The organism is Pseudoalteromonas sp. 31A1, from assembly GCF_011378815.1.
GTDB lineage: Bacteria > Pseudomonadota > Gammaproteobacteria > Enterobacterales > Alteromonadaceae > Pseudoalteromonas > Pseudoalteromonas arctica.
Genome location: NZ_WTKY01000004.1, coordinates 277,179 through 297,873 on the forward strand (window position 1 = coordinate 277,179; position 20,695 = coordinate 297,873).

Sequence of the window (20,695 nt, forward strand, 5' to 3'; positions counted from 1 at the left end):
ACATCTTGCAAAGATGTACACGACACATTAGCAACAAACAGGATAACGTGCCTAAGCGTTAAGTGCAAAGAACAATTGATTTATATTGCCACTAAAGCTTAAAACGCTAACTGTTTGATAATTATTTAAACAGCTAGCGATATATGCAGTAAATTAGTCAGCTAATTCACTTAAACACATTTCTTCATATACTTGAGCAGACCATGCTTTAACACGTTGTTCTGTAAGTTCTGGTTGACGGTCTTCGTCGATACCCAAACCTACAAAATGCTTATCATCAGCCATGCCTTTAGATGCTTCAAAGTCATAGCTTTCGCTCGGCCAATGACCAACAACAATAGCGCCACGTTCAGTAACGATATCGTTGATCATGCCCATCGCATCTAAAAAGTACTCAGCGTAATCTTCTTGGTCTCCACAACCAAAAATAGCAACAAGTTTACCTTCAAAGTCTACTTCTTCAAGTTCTGGAAAAAAGTCATCCCAGTCACATTGTGCTTCGCCGTAGTACCAAGTAGGGATACCGAATAAGATTAAATCAAATTCAGCAATCTCTTCTTTAGAGCTTTTTGCAATATCATGAACAGCCACTAGCTTTTTACCCAATTCTTTTTGGATCATTTTTGCTACGTGTTCTGTGTTACCTGTGTCACTTCCGAAAAAAATGCCTACACTTGCCATGGATTTAAAACCTTTTATGTATCAATAGCCAATCTTTCTTGTAAAATCGTTTCAATCAGCGCACTGCGGCTAATATTTTGTGCATCTGCCATATCACTCAATGCTTGATATAACTGCGATGAAACTTTAAATTCAACACGCTTTAAGCCACGTGCTTTATCTCTTTTTATTTGATTACGTTTATTTACCTTTAACTGCATATCCCGTGAAAGGGGATTGGTTTTAGGTCTGCCTGGGCGTTTTTCGTATTCAAATAAATCGAGTGTAGTTCTATCTGTTTCTGACTTCGCCATGCTTAACCTACACCTGCGCCTTGCCAAAATACTTGAATAAGACCTTTAGCAATAAAGCCTGAACAACCTAAAAAGAGCACACCCCAGACAATGTATTGTCCGAACTTAGGCACATTGCCACTTTTTAGTACGTCTTTAATTGCCATGCCGATGAATATGAAAATACCGGCTAAGCCAAAATACAACCCTAGGGTATCAAATTCGTTAATTAACTGACTGACCATCAACGTATAACCTTTAAATTAAACGGCGCGTACTATAGCATATAATTATTCATATATTTAGTGCGCAAAATCAAAAACACGCGATTAAAATTGCTTTAAACCGCAGTTAAAAAGTCGTTTATCGCTTTATTTACGGCAAGTGGCTTTTGAGCATGAAGCCAATGGCCTGCGCCATGAATTATTTTAGCCTTGGTATTTTTAAAGCGAGCTTTAATTGCAGTACGATGCTCGGGCAAAATATAGTCAGAATCATTACCTTTAATGAAAAGAGTATCGCATAAACAAGAATTGTTTTCATTAACATTGGATGTAATTGTAGAATATTTTTCGTCAAGCACATTTAAATTAAATCGCCATGCAAAATGACCTTCCTCATTTTTAGCGAGGCTTTTAAGTAGAAACTGTCGAACTCCCAGCTCTTCTATGTAAGGCTGCATTAGAGCATCAGCTTGTTTTCTATCGTCAATTGATTGTGCTGAAACCGCTTTTAATGCCTGTAATATTTTTGTGTGCCGAGCAGGGTAACTAACAGGTGCTATATCAAGTACAACAAGCTTATTTACAAGTTCAGGATGTGTAAGCGCTAATTCCATTGCCACTTTACCACCCATAGAGTGCCCAACTAAATGTGCTTTATCTATGTTCAAATGTGCTAATAACTCAACAATATCTTGTGCCATTGCTGGGTAGTTCATTTCATCACTATGAGGAGAAAGCCCGTGGTTACGTAAATCAACGTTAATAACAGTAAAGTGTTCACTTAATGGTTTTGCTATTACATTTAGGTTTTCTAATGATCCAAAAAGCCCATGTATCAAAATAACATTAGGACCTTGCCCTTGTTGCTTGTAATTTAACTGCATACCCGCCTCCTGAAAATTTCGCCATAGTTTGCCGAGCATTGCTCTAAAAAGCAAAAAATACAGCGACTATTTATTAAATTGGGCTTTTGGGCGTTAAATCAACAACAATGAGGTAAATATTAATATGTTTACGGGAGTGCTTGTTGTAACTCGCATTTCTGATTGGTTTGGGTATAATCACACGGGAGAAAAAAATGTGACCCGTAATGACAGGAAGAACATGAAACAAATCGACATAGACGACGAGTTATATCAATATATTGCTAGCAATACGCAAAGTATTGGTGAAAGTGCATCCACTATTTTACGTCGTTTATTAAATCTGAGCGGCGAAAAAATTCAAACCGCAAACGTAGAACTAACTCAAAATAATCAAACTGCGACTACGTCTACCGCCACATTAAAAAGCTCAGAGCCATCTGCTGCTGAGACTTCAAAAAAACAAACGCCTGTAGCTCACGCACCCGTGAAGCAAAAAAGCGATAATGTTTTTAATGTATTAAATAAAGAAGAGCTGGCAATGCAAAAAGGTGTTGTTGGACGCTTTTTGTTTATTTTAAGTGCATTTTACCGCACACATAAAACTGATTTTTCTGCGGTATTAGACATAAAAGGGCGTGACCGTGTTTACTTTGCTACTAGTAAAGAAGCTTTAGTAAATAGCGGTAGTAGTATGAATCCTAAAAACATAACCGATAGTGAATATTGGGTTATGACTAATTCTAATACAACGCGTAAAAAAATGATGCTTCATGAAGTTGCTCTTTGCCTTGGATATAGTGCAGAGCAAGCTGAAAAAATTCGCGATTACCTGTAAGGAAATATAATGGCTATTCACTCAGGCGCAGGCAAAACTGCTCCACAATCGGCACTGGTTAACGTACCTAAATTAGTATCTGCGTATTACTTAAATGAACCTGATCTTGAACAAAATCCAGAGCATTGTGTTGCCTTTGGTACCTCAGGCCACCGTGGTTGTTCTTACGATGTTAAATTTAACGAGTCACACATTCTAGCGATTACTCAGGCTATTTGTGATTACAGAAAACAAAATGACATATTTGGTCCGTTATTTTTAGGCAAAGACACACACGCATTGAGTGAAGCCGCATTTAACTCTGCAATAGAAGTACTTGTTGCGAATGAAGTGCAAGTGATCACACAAGAAGATGGTGATTTTACGCCAACACCAGTGATTAGCCATGCAATCGTTAGCCACAATAAGCTACACCCAAATGAATTAGCAGACGGGATTGTTGTTACGCCTTCGCATAACCCTCCTGAAGATGGTGGCTTTAAATACAACCCACCTAATGGCGGACCAGCAGATACCGACGTCACTAAATGGATTGAAGACAGAGCTAATCAACTTTTACTAGAAGATTTAGTTGAAGTTGAGTTATTCCCATTCGCTAAGGCATCGCGTTCTGGCTTTATCCGCTACGAAGATTTAATGACTCCTTATATTGATGACTTAGCAAATATCGTTAATTTAAAAGCAATTAGCGATGCAGGTATTAAAATTGGTATTGATCCACTAGGTGGTTCAGGTATTAATTTTTGGCCAGTCATTGCAAAAAAATATAATTTAGATTTAACCGTAGTTAATGATGTTGTTGATCCACGTTTTGCTTTTATGCCACTTGATAAAGACGGCAAAATTCGTATGGATTGTTCATCACCTTATTCAATGGCAAATCTTATTGCACTAAAAGATGATTTTGATGTGTCTATTGGTAACGACCCTGACTACGATCGTCACGGTATTGTAACGCCAGATGGTTTGATGAATCCAAACCACTTTTTGGCAGTCGCAATCGATTACTTACTTAAACACCGTGATTGGAACTCAAGCGTAGAAATTGGTAAAACATTGGTTTCTAGCTCTATGATCGACAAAGTAGCTGCTCGTAACAACCGTAAGGTTAAAGAAGTACCAGTAGGCTTTAAATGGTTTGTTGAAGGCTTAAGCAAAGGCAAGCTTGCCTTTGGTGGCGAAGAAAGCGCAGGTGCTGCATTCTTACGTTTTGATGGCTCTGTATGGTGTACAGATAAAGACGGCTTCATTATGGGTCTACTCGCTGCAGAAATACTTGCTGTGACAGGTAAAACGCCATCAGCGCTTTATAAAGAATTAGAACAAGAGTTTGGTTCTCCAATTTATAAACGCCTAGATGCACCAGCCACAAGCGGTCAAAAATCACGTTTACAAGCATTGAGTGCTTCTGATGTAAAAGCAGATACACTTGCTGGCGAGCCTATTTTGCAAAAATTGACTCATGCACCAGGTAACGATGCTGCCATTGGTGGTTTAAAAGTGGTTACTGAAAATGGCTGGTTTGCAGCCCGTCCATCAGGTACTGAAGATATTTATAAAATATACCTTGAATCATTTAAAGGTGAAGAGCATTTAGCGTTACTTGAAAAAGAAGCTAAAAAGCTTGTAGATTCAGTTATAAGCTAACTTAATCTAATAATTTTAAAACGGCTGATTTATTCAGCCGTTTTCGTTTCTATACCTTGTGTATTTATAAAAATATATGCATAAGAGTCTACTCTCACATTATTTTTAAAGGGCTTATTATATGTCAGCCAATCCATCTTACTTAAATGAATTAAAACAAACAGGCGATTTTTTAACGCTTAGTCGTGACAACGAATGGCATTTAGATGCAGGTGAGTTTGTTTTAGATAATGGGACTCGTGTAAATATACACGATACCGGAGTCATTGAGTTTCAACCTGCTGTTATAACGTCAAAAGATGTAGTTTATTCAAGCGCTGTACACGGTAACGAAACTGCGCCAATTGAAATTTGTGATGCACTTATTAAACAAATTATAAAAGGCGAGCTGATACTTAAGCAGCGTGTTTTGTTTATTTACGGTAATCCACAATCAATTAATATTGGCCTGCGTTTTGTAGAAGAAAACTTAAATAGATTATTTAATGGTCACCATACAATTGAAGGTGTACCAATGAATAATGAGCGAAACCGCGCTGCAAAGCTTGAGCAGTACGTAAGCGATTTTTATACACGTGGCGAGCAAGGCAGTACGCGATGTCATTACGACTTACACACTGCAATTAGAGGCTCTAAAAACGAAAAATTTGCTGTGTATCCATTTTTACATGGTAAGCCATGGAAAAAGTCGCAGCTACAATTTTTATTGAGTTGTGGTGTAAATACCGTGCTTATGATGAAATCTCCTGCAACAACATTTAGCTATTATTCGTCATTTATACACGGTGCTGATTCTTTTACGGTAGAGCTGGGTCAAGTTAAGCCATTTGGTCAAAACGATATGGCTCGCTTTGAAAAAACAAAGCAAACCTTAACTGCATTAATTAGTCAAAATGAAGTTAAATATCCTGAATTTAATGCAAACGATTTTGAATTGTTTGCTGTCCATCGCACAATAAATAGAACGCAGAACGATTTTAGCTTTCCTTTTTCTGACGATGCCGAGAACTTTACTGGCTTTGCGAAAGGTGCACTACTTGCAACCGACGGTGATACAGCGATTTACGCTGACGTTGAAGGAGAGGCTATTATTTTTCCAAATGCGAGCGTAGCATTAGGGCAAAGAGCACTCCTTACTGTTATTCCAATGGATATTGATAGCAATTTCGTCTAATTTAACTCATCAGACCACTAGTAACTTAAAGTTAACTATATGATTACTATTAATTAAAGTAACCGTATCGTTAACTTGCCACTTATTTAACCAGTATTTGCTTTTGTTTCGTCCCAGATCTGTTGAATAACACTTTACGTTAACGTAAAGTGTTGGCAGCTTTAATTAAAGATAGTGCAGATGTTGCAAAGTTTAACCAGCAACAATCACCCACAATAATAATTTAAAGGGGCACTGTTTTACTGACAACAAAAGAAGGTAGGTTATGAGTAATCCAAATAACGTATCGCTGAATATTAACCACGAGCTTGAATTTATTGATGGTCAAGCGCTTAATATTCCAACCCTTAGTATTTTAACTGAGGACGGCGACATTCATCCTAGTGCAACCGCACCTGACATTTCAAAACATACCGCTATTAAGTTATATGAAACAATGCGTTTTATACGTTTGTTAGATGAACGTATGCAAGGCGCGCAGCGCCAAGGCCGTGTTAGTTTTTATATGCAATGCCTAGGCGAAGAAGCCGCAGTTACAGCCTCTGCTGCTGCACTGGATCAAGACGATATGATCATGGCTCAATATCGTGAACAGGCAGCCCTGCATTATCGTGGCTTTACGCTTGATCAATTTATGAACCAAATGTTTTCAAATGAATTGGATTTAGGCAAAGGCCGTCAAATGCCAATTCATTATGGGTCTAAAGCGCTAAACTACATGACGATTTCATCGCCATTGGGTACGCAAATACCACAGGCAACGGGTTATGCATATGGCCAAAAAATAAAGCACATCGACGCTAAAACAGGCGAGCTTGCCAGCACAATTGATAATGTGACTATTTGTTACTTTGGTGAAGGTGCTGCATCTGAAGGTGACTTTCATGCCGGTTTAAATATGGCCGCTGTTCACAAAGCGCCGGTTATATTTTTTGCACGTAATAACGGCTATGCCATATCTACCCCTGCTGATGAGCAGTTTAAAGGCGACGGTATTGCGTCGCGTGGTGTGGGTTATGGCATTAAAACAATTCGTGTTGATGGCACAGATGCACTTGCTGTTTATGCGGCAACTAAAAAAGCACGCGAAATAGCCTCAACACAAGGTGAACCTGTACTTATTGAATCGATTGCTTATCGTTTGGGTGCGCACTCTACGTCAGACGATCCAAGTGGTTATCGCTCTAAAGATGAAGAAGCGAATCATCAAACGTGTCCTATTGATAAATTTAGAAAATGGCTGGTCAAGCAAGACTGGTTAAACGAAGAAGACGATATAAAAGCAAAAGAGTCGATTCGTGAAGAAATTTTAGCAGCGCTTAAACGTGCTGAAGTTGTTGCAAAGCCCGCTTTAGAAGAACTGGTATCTGACGTTTACGATACACCAATTCCATTACTGCAACGCCAGTACGAGCAACTAAAAGAACATATAAAACAGCATCCAGATGCTTACCCAGTAACCGCAGGGAGAATTAAGTAATGGCTAAAATGAACATGCTCCACGCAATTAACTCTGCTCTCGATATTACGATGAATGAACACCCTCAAGCCTGTATTTTTGGTGAAGATGTTGGTTACTTCGGTGGTGTATTTAGAGCAACATCGGGCTTGCAAGAGAAGTACGGTAAACATCGTGTTTTTAATACGCCTTTAACCGAGCAAGGTATTTTAGGTTTTGCTAATGGTTTAGCTGCTTTTGGTGCGCCTGCATTGGCAGAAATTCAATTTGCTGATTATATTTTCCCAGCGTTTGATCAAATAGTAAATGAAGCCGCTAAATTTCGTTATCGCAGTGGTAATGAATTTAATGTCGGTAACTTAACTATTCGTACACCTTATGGTGGCGGTATTGCCGGTGGTTTATACCATTCACAATCACCCGAGGCGTATTTTGCGCACACACCTGGTTTGAAAGTAGTTGTACCGCGTAACCCTTATCAAGCTAAAGGTTTATTACGTGCATCAATTAAAGATGATAACCCGGTCATATTTTTTGAGCCTAAGCGTTTATATCGTGCATCAATTGGCGAAGTGCCAGAAGAAGATTATAGTATTGAATTAGGCACGGCTGAAGTAGTACAAGAGGGGGCCGATATTACGCTTTTAGCGTGGGGTGCTCAAATGGAGATTATTGAAGATGCAGCAAAGCAAGCAAGTGAGCAAGGTATAAGCTGTGAAGTTATTGATCTTCGTAGTATTTTACCATGGGATGTTGAAACGATTGCTAAATCGGTTATTAAAACCGGCCGTTTAATCGTGAGTCATGAAGCGCCTATAACCAATGGCTTTGGTGCAGAGATAGCCGCGACAATACAACAAGAGTGTTTCTTGCATTTAGAGTCGCCAATTTTACGTGTATGTGGTCTAGATACGCCATACCCGCTGGCACTTGAAAAAGAATACGTACCGGATGCACTAAAAGTGTTGGCTGCAATTAAACAATCAATGGATTTTTAGGGGTTACCATGGCTAAAGATTTTATATTACCCGATATTGGTGAAGGCATTGTTGAATGCGAAGTAGTTGAATGGCTAGTACAAGAAGGCGATACCGTATCTGAAGATCAGCCAATTTGCGATGTTATGACAGACAAAGCATTAGTACAAATTCCGGCAGTGCATGATGGCGTTATTTCAAAGCTATATTATCTAAAAGGTGAGATTGCTAAAGTACATGCCCCTTTATTCGCTATGGATGTAGCAGGTGAAAGCATTAGCAATGAAGTAGTACAAGAGCCAGTACAAGCTGAAAATAAAACTAATGATGCAGCTGATGTGGTTGAGGACTTTATATTACCGGATATTGGTGAAGGTATTGTTGAGTGTGAGATTGTTGATTGGTTAGTTGCTGAAGGCGACGAAATAGAAGAAGACCAAGCGGTTTGTGACGTAATGACCGACAAAGCATTAGTACAAATTCCGGCAAAATATACAGGCACAGTAAAAAAACTATATTACCAGAAAGGTGAAATAGCAAAAGTACATAGCCCGTTGTTTCAAATGACAATTGCAGGCAGTGCAGCAAAACCAAATGTTGATATAAACCAAGCGGTCGTAAAGGCTCAAACTAATGCCGTCGCTGAAAAAGTTGCCCCTGTTAAAACACAGCAAACTGCTAAAGTTATCAATCAAAAAGCGGTTGCATCACCTGCGGTTCGTCGTAAAGCACGTGAGCTAGATGTTGATTTAACCTGTGTACCAGGTAGTGGTAAAAATGGACGTATTTACAAGCAAGATATTGAAGAGTTTGTAAAAGGCGAAGTGCCAAATACTATTGATACTTCACCGCTTAATAGCGATGCTTCTCAAAGTGCAGTACAAAACCAAACACAGAATCAAAGCGGTGGCGTACGAGTAGAGCAAATTAAAGGTATTAAAGCGGCCATGGCCAAGCAAATGGTAGCTTCGGTTTCAACTATTCCGCACTTTACGTTTAGTGATGAAATAGACTTAACACAGCTTATAGCTTTGCGTAGCGCTTTAAAAGAGCAGTATAAAGCACAAGGCGTTAAGCTCACCATGATGCCATTTTTTGTAAAAGCACTCTCGCTAGCAATGAAAGAGTACCCTGTACTTAATTCAAAAGTGAACGATGAATGCTCAGAGCTTACCTATTATAACGATCATAATATCGGTATAGCGGTTGATTCTAAAATTGGCTTGTTAGTGCCTAATATTAAATCGTGCCAGAGTAAAAGCATTGTTGATGTGGCAAATGATTTAACCCGTTTAACTCATTCTGCGCGAGAAGGCCGTGTTGCACCCGATGATTTAAAAGGTGGGACAATTAGCATCTCTAACATTGGTGCTATTGGCGGCACTATCGCGTCCCCTATAATTAATAAACCAGAAGTGGCTATTGTTGCGCTAGGTAAACTGCAGCATCTACCGCGTTTTGATGAAAGTGGGCAGGTTGTGAGTAAAGCTATTATGCAAGTGAGCTGGTCTGGCGATCATCGCGTTATTGATGGCGGCACTATTGCTCGCTTTAATAACCTATGGAAATCGTACTTAGAAAACCCATCGGCAATGATGATGGCTATGAGTTAATAGCTAAATTGTTAATATGTAATAAAAACCAGCTTTTAGCTGGTTTTTTGTTTTAATGTCAGCTGTTTTTAATTAAGATACAAATGTTACTAAAAAGTAATAAAGTTAACCCCGTTAGGGAATATAAAAAATAACACTAAGGAAATTTCATGGAACATTATATGAACGCGTTGCGTAGCTACGCAGATTTTTCAGGCCGTAATCGTCGTAAAGCATATTGGATGTTTATACTAATTAATATTGTTTTTTCGCTTTTAACAAGTGTTGTAGATGGTATTACAAACACAATGTTCGTAAGCACAATATATAGCTTAGCTTTATTGATCCCTCAACTAAGTGCAGGCGCACGTCGCCTTCATGATACTGGTCGTTCAGGCTGGTGGCAGCTACTTTGGTTAGTGCCAGTAATTGGCTGGATTGTTTTAATTGTTTTCCTTGCTCAAGATTCACAAGAAGGCGAAAACGATTTTGGTCCAAATCCAAAAGAATTAGCAGTAGAACCTGCAACAGTATAAGTAAGCATAACTCAACATGTTAAGAGCTCAGCAATTGCTGAGCTTTTTTGTATTTGTTATTTACAATATATTTTTAGATTTCAGCAAAAAAATACAACCCATAACCAACTATTAATGCGGGAATAGACGTATAAAGTGTAGCTATAACTGCAGCTTTGGGCGCCATTGCTATTGCTGGAAATAACGCATCACCATCGTTAGAAATTGCGTTTCCTGCTAAAGCACTAAAGGGAATAATGCCTTGAATATAAAGCGTTGTAACAATTATTTGCGGGCCACAGCCGGGTAAAAATCCAATAAGCACTGCAATTAATGGGGCTAAATAGGCGTAATGTACAAACCACGTTTTTAAATCAAGTCCTGCAATGTTAACCAAAATCTCAAATAGCATAAAAGAGGCTACAACCCATGCCGTTACAAAATGGGTATCTTGTAATACTTTTATTATTTTAGAGGTGGGGTTACATGCATCGTCTTCTGACGTTACTTCTTGATAGCTTTCACCTCTTGACGAAAGTGCCCAAATACTAACAATAAACAAAGCCATAGCAGCGCCAAAAATACTAATAGTTGTATTTGTGTACTTACCAAACTGACTAAAATCAATATTAAAGGCGATTAAAAAGGCAATAATAAGGCTTGGGATAATTGCTATCATCCAAACTGGTTTACTGATTTTAATAATGTTAGTTGAGAGTATTTTAATTTGGTGGTTTTGTTCTTGCGCTGTTGGGCGTAAAAAGTCTTTTTTGTGTATTGTATTAACCAGTAAACCACTGAATGTACCCACAACTAACCCTATTCCCATAATTAACAAGCCTTCAGTAGGGCGGGTAGCAAGTAATAAAAATGCTGCATCTCCCATTGTAGCTGTTAGCACAGCAACAATAGCACCAAAGCTTGCTTGGCCTTTTGTAAATTGAGTAACCACAATAATAGCGCCACCACAGCCAGGTAATGCACCTAAAACCGCTGCAAAGCTAATTTCTAAAATAGGGGACTTGGCACTTAAATAACTAAGCTCTAATTGAGGTAAGTGTTCTATAGCGTAGTAATAAATTAAAAGGGTAGCAGCAACAAACACACTCACTTGAAAAAATGCATCACTCAGTGCGGTCATTGTTATTTCGCGTAATTGCGGTATTGCAAGGCAAGTTAAAATAAATAAAGGCAGCAGTAAGCGTTTATTTTGGCTCAAAAATCGTTTTGAGGCAGGAGTAATAAAACCAATGTGAGGGAGTGAAATCATACAATGCGACCTAATAAATTAACTAGGTCACACTGTATATTTTAATTAAATGATAATCAATATCATTTACATCTATTTAAATCGATTACTCACTTTGAATTTTTCGATAAGTAAACTCAAATAAGGCTACTTACGCTGAAATTCAGAGTTTGTATTCCATGTTGGCCACTGTTCTGTTTCAGAAATATCAAAACCTACTTTATAAAATAATTGTAAGTCTTGAACAGCACCCGATAAATCCCATTCATCACGGTAGCGGTCGCACGGTTGATGGTAACAACCGCGAAGTACTAAGCTCATGCGTTTACGATAATTAGCTGTTTCTTCATCAGCAGCCACAGTTCCACCGCCTGCATACATTGCCGGAATACCCATATTTGCAAATGCAAAGTGATCAGAGCGGTAGTAACCACCCGATGATGGTTTAGGATCGCCAGATATTGTTCTGCCTTGCTCTTTAGCTGCATTAGTTAAAAACTCATCCATTTGAGATTTACCAATACCAACCACGTTCATATCTTTTACTTTGCCTAATAAATTTAAGCTATCCATATTGATGTTAGCAACGGTTTTATTCGCTGCAATCACGGGATTTGCCGCATAGTATTTAGAACCCAATAAGCCTTGCTCTTCAGCTGTTACAGCTAAAAAGGTCATCGAGCGGCTAGGATGCTTAGGTAATTTAGTAAAAGCTTCAGCTACTTCAATAAGACCCGCTGTACCCGTTGCATTATCGTGAGCACCGTTATAAATTTGATCGCCTTTACGTGTTTTATCTGTGCCTAAGTGATCCCAATGAGCTGAGTAAATAACATGCTCATCTGGTTTTTCACTACCAGGTAAAGTGGCGATAAAGTTATATGACACCGATTTTTTAATCGTGTTTTTAATAGTAACAGAAGCAGTTAAATCGCCCATATCAACATGGTAAGCACCTTTGGCAGCATTCGTTTTAACGGTATCAAAATCTAAACCTGCTTTAGTAAAAAGCTCTTTTGCTACGTCAGTTGTAACCCAGCCTTCAACGGCTACACGGTCCATGTTGTTGTTTTCTTTTTGAAAACCAAACTGCTCACCGCTCCATGAGTTTTCAACTACTGACCACGGGTAAGATGCAGGTGCTGTTTCATGAATAATAATTGCACCTGCAGCACCACGGCGACTCGCTTCTTCGTATTTGTATGTCCAACGCCCATAATAGGTCATTGCGTCGCCAGTAAATAAAGCAGGGTCTTTTGTTGCAAAACCCGGATCGTTAACCAGCATTACAACCGTTTTGCCCTTAACGTCTAAACCTTCGTAATCATTCCAATTGTATTCAGGTGCGTTAACGCCGTAGCCTACAAATACAAGTTCAGAGTTTTCTATGCCTTCTTGAGCGCTTATGCGACTGCTACCCATAACCATGTCTTTTTTGTATTGGTAGTCTTTACCGCCAATACTAAGCACCATGTTCGAATCAGCTTCTAAAGAAACCAATGGCACTTCTTGTAAGTAATTGTCGCCATTACCTGGTTTTAAACCTAAAGCTTTAAACTGCGCAGTTAAATAATCAAGCGTTAGCTTTTCGCCTGGTGATGAAGGAGCACGACCACCAAACTCATCAGATGCCAGTACTTTTACATGCTCAGCAAGTTCATCTGCTTGAATACTGTTGTAACCATTTGTTACATCAGTAGGTGTAATACTTGTTGTTGCGCAACCTGCTAAAACAGCAGTAGCGAGGAGTGTGAGAGAGAAATAATGTTTCATGTCAGCTCTTTTTTTGTTTTAAGTTGTGATTAGTATATTAACTTCTATTAAGTAGAACCAGTTTTTGCGGTAAACTTCTCGTAAATTATAGGCATAAATAGTTAAAGGTTTAAATGAAGCGTTTTACTCCCCCCGAGCAGTGGCAAATCAGTAGTTTAGAAACAGGTGCATTTGCGCATTTACGTGAGCTGTTTAAAGTTAACGAACTAACAGATTGGCCGGTGCCTCAGTGGTTTTCTCCATTTTTAACCGCTATTAATGCGAATAATATACCTATTACTTTTAAAGATGATGCAAAAGTAGATTTTGGCGATCGTTATTACGAACAAGTTATTTTTGAAACGGGTGTTGTACCTACACGCAGTGAGAATTGGCATGACTTATTTGGTGGCTTTATTTGGTGTTTATTTCCTAAAACTAAAGCGCTTATAAACCAGCGGCATGTACAAGATATAGCTGAACATGGATTACAACAGCGTACCAAACATCGTAATGCATTAACGCTCTTTGATGAATGTGGTGTTGTATTAGCTATAAGTGAGAGTAAATGGCAGCAGTGGCTTTGCGATCATCAATGGAAAACAGCATTTGTTGAACACAAACATGAGTGGGGTAAAACAATAAAACCTTTTATGTTTGGCCATGCTAATTATGAAATGCTCACCAAACCTTATATAGGTTTAACGGGTAAAGCATTGTTTGTTTGTGTACCGGATGAAATATTTTGTAAAGATTTAGTTACTCAATATCAGTACCTAGACCAAGCCCTTTATGAGATGATTAATACAGATAACTGCTTAGCCGATAACAAACAGCTTTCACCACTGCCTTTATTAGGTGTGCCAGGCTGGCATGACGAAAACGAAGACGACTCTTTTTACAACAATACAGATTATTTTAGAGCGAAACGAAGGATACGAACATGATAGAAGTTGCTGGGCTTAAAAAGAAATTTAAGCTAACTAAAGATCACAAAAAAAATAAAATAGACGACATCGACCCTCGTGAAGATAAAGATTATTTTCACTCAGTACGAGATGTGAGTTTTAGCTGCGCAAAGGGTGAAGTACTTGGATTGCTAGGCCCAAATGGTGCGGGTAAAACAACTACACTTAGAATGATTTCAACCGCGTTAAAGCCCGATGAAGGCTCAATAACAATTGCCGGAAACGACATTGTAAAAAAACCGCTACTGGGGCGTAAGTCTATCGGTTTTTTATCGGGCTCTACCGGTTTGTATGGCCGCTTAACTGTAAAAGAAAACATAGAGTATTTTGCAAAGCTCCACGGTATGAGCAAAAGCGATATTGCATCGCGTTGTGATGAGCTATTTACATTGCTTGATATGCATAAGTTTGTAGATAAACGCGCAGAAAACCTATCAACAGGTATGAAGCAAAAAGCAAATATAGCGCGTGCTGTTGTGCATCGCCCAGCAGTTGTTGTGCTTGATGAGCCAACAACGGGTCTCGATATAATGACCACGCAAACCGTTATTCAATTTATTAAGGGTTTAAAGGCGCAAGGTACTCCTGTTATTTTTTCTACCCATCATTTAGATGAAGTTGCACTTTTATGTGACCGAGTAGCTGTAATTAACGAAGGTATTAGCTGCTTTGACGGAACAGTAGATGAATTTAAACAAGCAGGTAATAGTGATGAGCTTAATCAAGCGTTTATGAACATATTAACGGAGAAACATGATGTTTGAGGTATTTAAAAAGGAATTAAGAGAGTTATTACGCGACAAAAAAACGCTATTATTTGTTGTTGCGCTTCCTGTCGCTATATTTCCGTTATTGTTTGCCGTAATGGCATTTATAAGCTCACAAGCAGCAATGGACGCAGAACAAAAAGTAAATACGTATGCTATTATTAACGGTGAATATGCACAAGAATTTACTGATAAAGTGTTTTATCACAAAAGTTTTGAGCTTTATAAAGGGGCTAAAACCTTTAATAACATTGAAGAGCTTAAAGCTGGTGTTATAGCTGGCGATATTGATATGGGTATTTATTTACCAAGCCATGCTGAGCAAACTTTAGATAGCGGTGAACAAAGCCAGTGGCAGGTTGTGTTTAACGATTCAAAATCTATCAACTTTTTATTCGAACGAGTTAAAGAACTCGCAAAAGAATACAGTGACGTGCTCCAAACTCAAAAGCTAATCAGTTTTGGTATTGAAGAGTCTGTTCAAAAATCTATTCTTAACCCAATTGAAGTAATTAAGGTGGATACAGCCGATAAACGTGAAAACCTTGGCGAAAAAATTGGCGGTTTTTTACCTTACTTACTTATACCATTAGTACTAATGGGGGCTACTTATCCCGCTATTGATTTAGGCGCTGGCGAAAAAGAACGCGGCACGCTAGAAACACTCCTACTTACACCTATTACGCGTACAGAGCTGGTGCTTGGTAAATTTATAACTTTGTTAACTACATCCATTGCCTCCACAACCATAACGGTCTTAAGTATGGGCTGCTGGATAGCACTGGCGTTAGCATTTGCCGATCTAGATTTTATTAAAGCGGCATTTAGTACATTAGCGGTAACCGATTTACTGATGATATTTGTATTGCTACTGCCTGTGGCTGCTATATTTTCGGCTTTGGCACTGGCTATATCTATTTATGCACGTACGTTTAAAGAAGCACAAAACTATATGGCCCCCTTAAGTATGGGCGTGTTTTTCCCTATTATTATTTCAATAATGCCAAATATGGAGCTTACTGCTAAAACAGCATTCATTCCTGTTACAAACGTGGCTTTAGCAATTAAAGAAATAGTAAAAGGGACTGTTGATTACACATTTGTAGGCTTAATATTTTTAGCAACTGCAATCATTGCAGCCGGACTACTGGCATTTTGTGTTAAATGGTTTAACCGAGAAGATGTATTATTTAGATAATTATATAGATTTAGCATTCTGAAAAAATATAAAAGGTAGCATTGGCTACCTTTTATATTTTAAAGGGATGATTGGTTGAAACAACTATTTTATAGTCTGTGTAAGTCGATATGGGTACTCTCATTCATTTATAATTCATATAGAGAGTGTGCTCTAAATAAAACTAATGATTTAGTCTTTTTATTATAAAAATTATAACGATAACCGATTAGTTAGATGGTCCAATTCTTTCGTTAATGCTCTATACTAATAACAATAAAAATTTATGGTGAAGTAAATGTTAAAAAGAAATATTTTGTTGAATGTAACAAAAAATAATAAATTAATGCTCGTTGCAACAATAATATTTGTTCTTATAGCTTTGCCTTCTCTATACCTGTTCGATCAAAAAGTAAGAAGTGATGTTTACCATTCAGCTCAAATAGAGTTAAAGCGTGAGCTTGAAACAAAAAGCCTTTCACTAAAAAAACATCTTAAAGATAGTGTTACCGCAATCCGATTTTTAGATGCAACGCCTCCTATTCAAGGTATTACTCGCGCAAAAGAAAATAAACTCATTGATCCAATTCTTGGAACACCTATTGATATTTGGCAAGAGCGCTTAGCAAGTATATTTACAGGCTTTATGCAAACTGATGACAGTATATTGCAAGCCCGCTATATTACGCTCGAAGATGGTGGTCAAGAGGTTGTCAGGGTTGATAGAAATCAACTCGGAGAGATTAATCGCTTACAAGGCCTGCAATTACAAAAGAAAGGCCAACGCGACTACATAATCAAAGCGAGTATGCTTGATAAGAAAAGTGTTTATATTTCACCAATTAACTACAATCGTGAAAATGGACAAATACAAGAACCTTACATCAGTACTTTTCGTGTAGCTAAGCCAGTTTTTGATGAAAATAACAAAATATTTGCAATATTAGTCACTAACTACTTTGCAGATAAATTAATAAAAAGCTTAACGGTAGAATCCCCTCAAGGAATACAAATTTACCTTATGAACAATGAAGGTGAATTTTTATATCATCCAAACCCTCAACTACGCTTTGGTTTTGAATTTAATAAAGCTAAAACGTGGGCTGAAGAGTTTACAACTGACACTACAATGGCAGAGCAAGATACTTTACCGCTAAGTAATTACCCAATTGCTTATACATTAAAAAAGCGTATTTCGTTTGATAGTGATATTGCCATGTTACCTTTAGATCTTGCTGTAAGTGTCAATTCAGAAACATTGTTTGAAAAAGTGAATGAAAGACGTCAAAACTTTATTGTTATGCTGGTCATGTTTTTTGGTATATTTTTAGTTATCGCCTTTTTATACCAACGCTTTATAAATCGTAAATTGCTAATACATTCTTTAAAAGAGCAAAATAGCAAAGTAATTGAAAATTCGCTCGATGCTATTTTTACAATTGAGCAAAACGGTCAGGTTGTACACTTTAATAATACAGCTAAAGAGATTTTTGGTACTTCAATTACTGGTAATAGTCCTGATTTTGTTTCGTTGTTTAATTTAAATGACGCTGACAATAATTGTATTGAAGAGACTATTTCAAACGGATCAAAAATGCCATTTGAAGCTATCTACACAGATGGTTATGGCAACAAACAATATTTTTCAATTACGCTGAGCAGTATTTTTGATGTTTACAATAACCGTTACCAAGTTGCGGCCATTTTGAGAAATATTAGCTCATTAAAAAATACTCAATCAGAGCTTGAAGGATTAAATAGCACTTTAGAGCTAAAAGTATCACAAAGGACTATTGAGTTAGAGCGCGCGATTGACCAAGCATTAGCAGCTAGCCAAGCAAAAAGTGATTTTGTAGCAAATATATCTCACGAAATACGCACACCGATGAATGGCGTTTTGGGTATGCTTGAAATGCTCAAAGAAGATGGTTTAAGTGAACAACAATATCATTACTTAAAGCTAGCCAACAGCAGTGCTAACTCATTGATGAATCTGATTAACGATATTCTCGATTTTTCTAAAATAGAAGCGGGTAAGCTCGATATTGATAATCATACATTTGATGTTGTTACAGTATGTAGCGATATGATTAGCTCTTTAGCGTTACAGGGCCAGCGCAAAGGTCTTGAAGTATTTTTAGATACTAAGGATGTAATAGACAGAATGGTTATTGGCGACAGCCATCGACTAAAACAAATTTTAATTAACTTAGTTAATAATGCATTTAAATTTACCCACCGAGGTGAAGTAAGTTTAACTGTCGGCTCTAAGTACATTACTGACTCAAAGTTATTAATGAGCTTTACAATAAAAGATACCGGAATTGGTATAGCGCCAGAGAACATAGACAAACTATTTGAAGTGTTTACACAAGAAGATTCAAGTACAACCCGTCATTTTGGTGGTACAGGCTTAGGCTTATCTATATGTAAAAAACTTGCTCAGTTAATGGGTGGTAATATTACGGTTATAAGTGAAAAGGGTGCTGGTAGTACCTTTACCGCAACAGTTGAGCTACATGTAGCACAAGAGAAAAAACTAAACACAGGTATTGAACTTGCTACAAGTATTAACGTAGCGGCATTAATAGCGCGCGATAACGTTTATAAAAACGTGTGCGATTTATTGCTACTAACCTGTAAAGTAAATGCAGAAAACATTGTAAGACTCGACTACTTTAGTGAGCATAAAGAGTTTGAGGCTGACTTATTATTGATTGACGATGAGCATCCTCAAATTGATGCGTTAATTGATTACTGTAAGCAGTTTAATAAAAAGTACGTCTTAATTTTACGCGACATGGTGACCGATAAACCGACTAAAATGATATTACCTGAGGGTAGCCACATTCTAAATAAACCGCTTACCCAAGATCAATTTAGCTATAAGTTAGCCAGCTTATTTGGTGCCAGTAATGATTGCATTATAGCGCCACCAAAAGGCTTAACAGAAGAACAAGTAGAGCCAGACCTATCTGCTTATCATATATTATTAGTAGACGATAATATGATTAATATTGAAGTAGCAAAGGCGATTTTAAAACGTACAAAAGTAAAAATCACCTGTGCATCAGACGGTGTAGAAGCATTAGAAGCATTGAGAGAAAACACAGAGCAAGCTTTTGATGTTATTTTAATGGATTGCCAAATGCCTAATTTAAATGGCTACGATACAACAAGTGAAATCAGAAATAGTAAGGCCGGGGTAGACTACACTTACATACCTATTATTGCTATGACAGCAAGCGCAATGGAAGGTGATAGAGAACGTTGTTTAACTGCAGGCATGAACGACTATATTACTAAACCAATCAAGCCAGTAACGCTAAAAGATAAGTTAATCACCTGGCTAAGTTAATCACTTGGCAAAGTTAAACACTATAAAATGAGAATCAGCTGCTTATGCAGCTGATTTTTTTGGTTTAGCATCAGTTGATATATTTAACTTTGTTATGTCGGCGCTATCGAGTACGGTTTGTGTGTCTGACCAATGTAGTAATTCAATTTTTCCATCTTGCTGCTCTACAAGCGCTGTACAGCTCTCAATCCAATCTCCATCGTTACAATATATAATCCCATCATCAACTTTTATTTTGGGGTGATGTATGTGTCCACAAATAATACCGTCTACGTTTTGTTTTTTAGCTTCATGAATTGCAGCATTCTCAAACGCTTTAATCGCTTCACGTGCTTTGTGTACGCGAGCTTTTATCCATGATGCAAGCGAGTAGTAATTACCACCAAATAGCTTTCGAATACGATTGGTCCAGCGGTTTAAAAATAATAAAAAGTCGTACCCTGCATCCCCTGCGATACTAATAAGTTTGTTATAGCGTGTCGCGGAATCAAAATCATCACCGTGTACGAGTAAAAAACGTTTATTAGCTTTAGTGGTGTGAATAAATTGCTGGTGGATTTCAATACCAAATAACGTTTGATTTATATAGTTTCTAAACGTTTCGTCATGATTACCGGGAATATAAATGACGCGTGTACCGCTAGCTGCTTTTTTTTGTATAGAGTTTAATACTTGATAATGCGAAGGGTGCCAATAAAACTGACGTTTCATTGACCATAAATCAATAATATCACCCACTAAATAAAGTGTGTCGGATTCTACCGAGTTTAAAAAATCGAGTAAGTAATCTGCTTTACAGTCTTTGTAACCTAAATGAACATCAGATATCCAAATAGCAGGGTAGTGTTGCTTCTTAGTGTTTGCGCCATTACTCATTTTCATTCCCTAAAGTATCGAGTGTAATAGTTAAATAACCTGAACTCTGGTTAAGAGATTTACTAAGGTATTGAATCATGGTGATATTTAAATTTATTTTCTCTAGCCAGAGATTTTCAGTGAAAACAAGGCGAATTTACGCGTCAATAGCGAGCCTATTGCAAGTAAATTCAACGCAGTTAGCGCTGAAAATAGCTGCTCGAGATAGATTTATTATCCAGAGTTCATATATGGTCTCCTCCAGTATTGCAAGGTGTCATTCAACGATAGCAGGGACAGGTTTGCTGTCATATATACGGTCTTTTA

Annotated in this window: 18 protein-coding genes; 11 read left to right on the plus strand and 7 right to left on the minus strand. The window is 37.8% G+C overall.

The annotated features are described in order from the left end of the window. Window positions 1–153 precede the first annotated feature (153 nt). The 4 genes from fldA to GQR52_RS06630 all read right to left on the minus strand — a co-directional run bounded on the left by fldA (window position 154) and on the right by GQR52_RS06630 (window position 2,061). Window positions 154–681 (minus strand): flavodoxin FldA, encoded by a 528-nt coding sequence (gene fldA, locus GQR52_RS06615; protein ID WP_007586856.1) that lies wholly within the window; start codon window positions 679–681, stop codon window positions 154–156. Between the two features lie 14 nt (window positions 682–695). Beyond that, on the minus strand, window positions 696–974 hold the full coding sequence (ybfE, locus tag GQR52_RS06620) for a LexA regulated protein (RefSeq protein WP_002962928.1): 279 nt from the start codon (window positions 972–974) through the stop codon (window positions 696–698). Window positions 975–976: 2 nt separating this feature from the next. Continuing rightward, window positions 977–1,198: a DUF2788 domain-containing protein gene (locus GQR52_RS06625; protein WP_002962930.1), complete on the minus strand. Its 222-nt coding sequence runs from the start codon at window positions 1,196–1,198 to the stop codon at window positions 977–979. A gap of 95 nt (window positions 1,199–1,293) precedes the next feature. After that, a complete protein-coding gene (locus GQR52_RS06630) occupies window positions 1,294–2,061 on the minus strand; it encodes an alpha/beta fold hydrolase (RefSeq protein ID WP_007586854.1) in 768 nt (255 codons plus the stop codon). A gap of 220 nt (window positions 2,062–2,281) precedes the next feature. On the opposite strand from GQR52_RS06630, the gene seqA reads away from it, so the two are divergent. From seqA to GQR52_RS06665, 7 genes are all read left to right on the plus strand, one after another. Further along, a complete protein-coding gene (gene seqA / locus GQR52_RS06635; protein ID WP_024589204.1) occupies window positions 2,282–2,878 on the plus strand; it encodes a replication initiation negative regulator SeqA in 597 nt (198 codons plus the stop codon). A gap of 9 nt (window positions 2,879–2,887) precedes the next feature. Next, window positions 2,888–4,525, plus strand: coding sequence for a phosphoglucomutase (alpha-D-glucose-1,6-bisphosphate-dependent) (gene pgm, locus GQR52_RS06640; RefSeq protein ID WP_165727886.1), 1,638 nt, complete (start codon window positions 2,888–2,890; stop codon window positions 4,523–4,525). Between the two features lie 121 nt (window positions 4,526–4,646). Continuing rightward, window positions 4,647–5,699, plus strand: a complete 1,053-nt coding sequence (gene astE, locus GQR52_RS06645) for a succinylglutamate desuccinylase (protein WP_165727887.1) — start codon at window positions 4,647–4,649, stop codon at window positions 5,697–5,699. Window positions 5,700–5,964: 265 nt separating this feature from the next. Continuing rightward, window positions 5,965–7,179, plus strand: coding sequence for a thiamine pyrophosphate-dependent dehydrogenase E1 component subunit alpha (locus GQR52_RS06650; RefSeq protein WP_024596866.1), 1,215 nt, complete (start codon window positions 5,965–5,967; stop codon window positions 7,177–7,179). Further along, entirely contained in the window at window positions 7,179–8,156 is a 978-nt protein-coding gene (locus tag GQR52_RS06655) for a transketolase C-terminal domain-containing protein (protein WP_008171214.1), read from the plus strand. The genes GQR52_RS06650 and GQR52_RS06655 overlap by 1 nt, the downstream gene beginning before the upstream one ends. An 8-nt stretch (window positions 8,157–8,164) precedes the next feature. Next, window positions 8,165–9,748, plus strand: coding sequence for a dihydrolipoyllysine-residue acetyltransferase (locus tag GQR52_RS06660; RefSeq protein ID WP_165727888.1), 1,584 nt, complete (start codon window positions 8,165–8,167; stop codon window positions 9,746–9,748). Between the two features lie 149 nt (window positions 9,749–9,897). Beyond that, a complete protein-coding gene (locus GQR52_RS06665) occupies window positions 9,898–10,263 on the plus strand; it encodes a DUF805 domain-containing protein (RefSeq protein WP_165727889.1) in 366 nt (121 codons plus the stop codon). Window positions 10,264–10,336: 73 nt separating this feature from the next. On the opposite strand, the gene GQR52_RS06670 is transcribed toward GQR52_RS06665, so the two are convergent. Both GQR52_RS06670 and GQR52_RS06675 read right to left on the minus strand, forming a co-directional pair. After that, on the minus strand, window positions 10,337–11,512 hold the full coding sequence (locus tag GQR52_RS06670) for a putative manganese transporter (RefSeq protein ID WP_165727890.1): 1,176 nt from the start codon (window positions 11,510–11,512) through the stop codon (window positions 10,337–10,339). 126 nt (window positions 11,513–11,638) lie between these two features. After that, window positions 11,639–13,264: a M28 family metallopeptidase gene (locus GQR52_RS06675; protein ID WP_165727891.1), complete on the minus strand. Its 1,626-nt coding sequence runs from the start codon at window positions 13,262–13,264 to the stop codon at window positions 11,639–11,641. Between the two features lie 113 nt (window positions 13,265–13,377). Between GQR52_RS06675 and GQR52_RS06680 the strand changes: the two genes are divergently transcribed. The 4 genes from GQR52_RS06680 (at window position 13,378) to GQR52_RS06695 (ending at window position 19,513) form a co-directional block, all read left to right on the plus strand. After that, window positions 13,378–14,190 carry a DUF3025 domain-containing protein gene (locus tag GQR52_RS06680; RefSeq protein WP_165727892.1) on the plus strand — a complete coding sequence of 271 codons (813 nt, stop codon included), beginning with the start codon at window positions 13,378–13,380 and terminating at the stop codon, window positions 14,188–14,190. Then, the gene (locus GQR52_RS06685) at window positions 14,187–14,975 is read left to right on the plus strand and encodes an ATP-binding cassette domain-containing protein (protein WP_007586825.1); all 789 of its coding nucleotides are present in this window, start codon (window positions 14,187–14,189) and stop codon (window positions 14,973–14,975) included. Before GQR52_RS06680 ends, GQR52_RS06685 begins: the two co-directional genes overlap by 4 nt. Continuing rightward, window positions 14,968–16,176 (plus strand): ABC transporter permease, encoded by a 1,209-nt coding sequence (locus GQR52_RS06690; protein WP_165727903.1) that lies wholly within the window; start codon window positions 14,968–14,970, stop codon window positions 16,174–16,176. Before GQR52_RS06685 ends, GQR52_RS06690 begins: the two co-directional genes overlap by 8 nt. A 277-nt stretch (window positions 16,177–16,453) precedes the next feature. Beyond that, window positions 16,454–19,513 carry an ATP-binding protein gene (locus GQR52_RS06695; protein WP_165727893.1) on the plus strand — a complete coding sequence of 1,020 codons (3,060 nt, stop codon included), beginning with the start codon at window positions 16,454–16,456 and terminating at the stop codon, window positions 19,511–19,513. 42 nt (window positions 19,514–19,555) lie between these two features. Here GQR52_RS06695 and GQR52_RS06700 read toward each other — a convergent pair whose 3' ends face one another. Further along, window positions 19,556–20,389: a UDP-2,3-diacylglucosamine diphosphatase gene (locus GQR52_RS06700; protein WP_165727894.1), complete on the minus strand. Its 834-nt coding sequence runs from the start codon at window positions 20,387–20,389 to the stop codon at window positions 19,556–19,558. Between the last annotated feature and the right edge of the window lie 306 nt (window positions 20,390–20,695).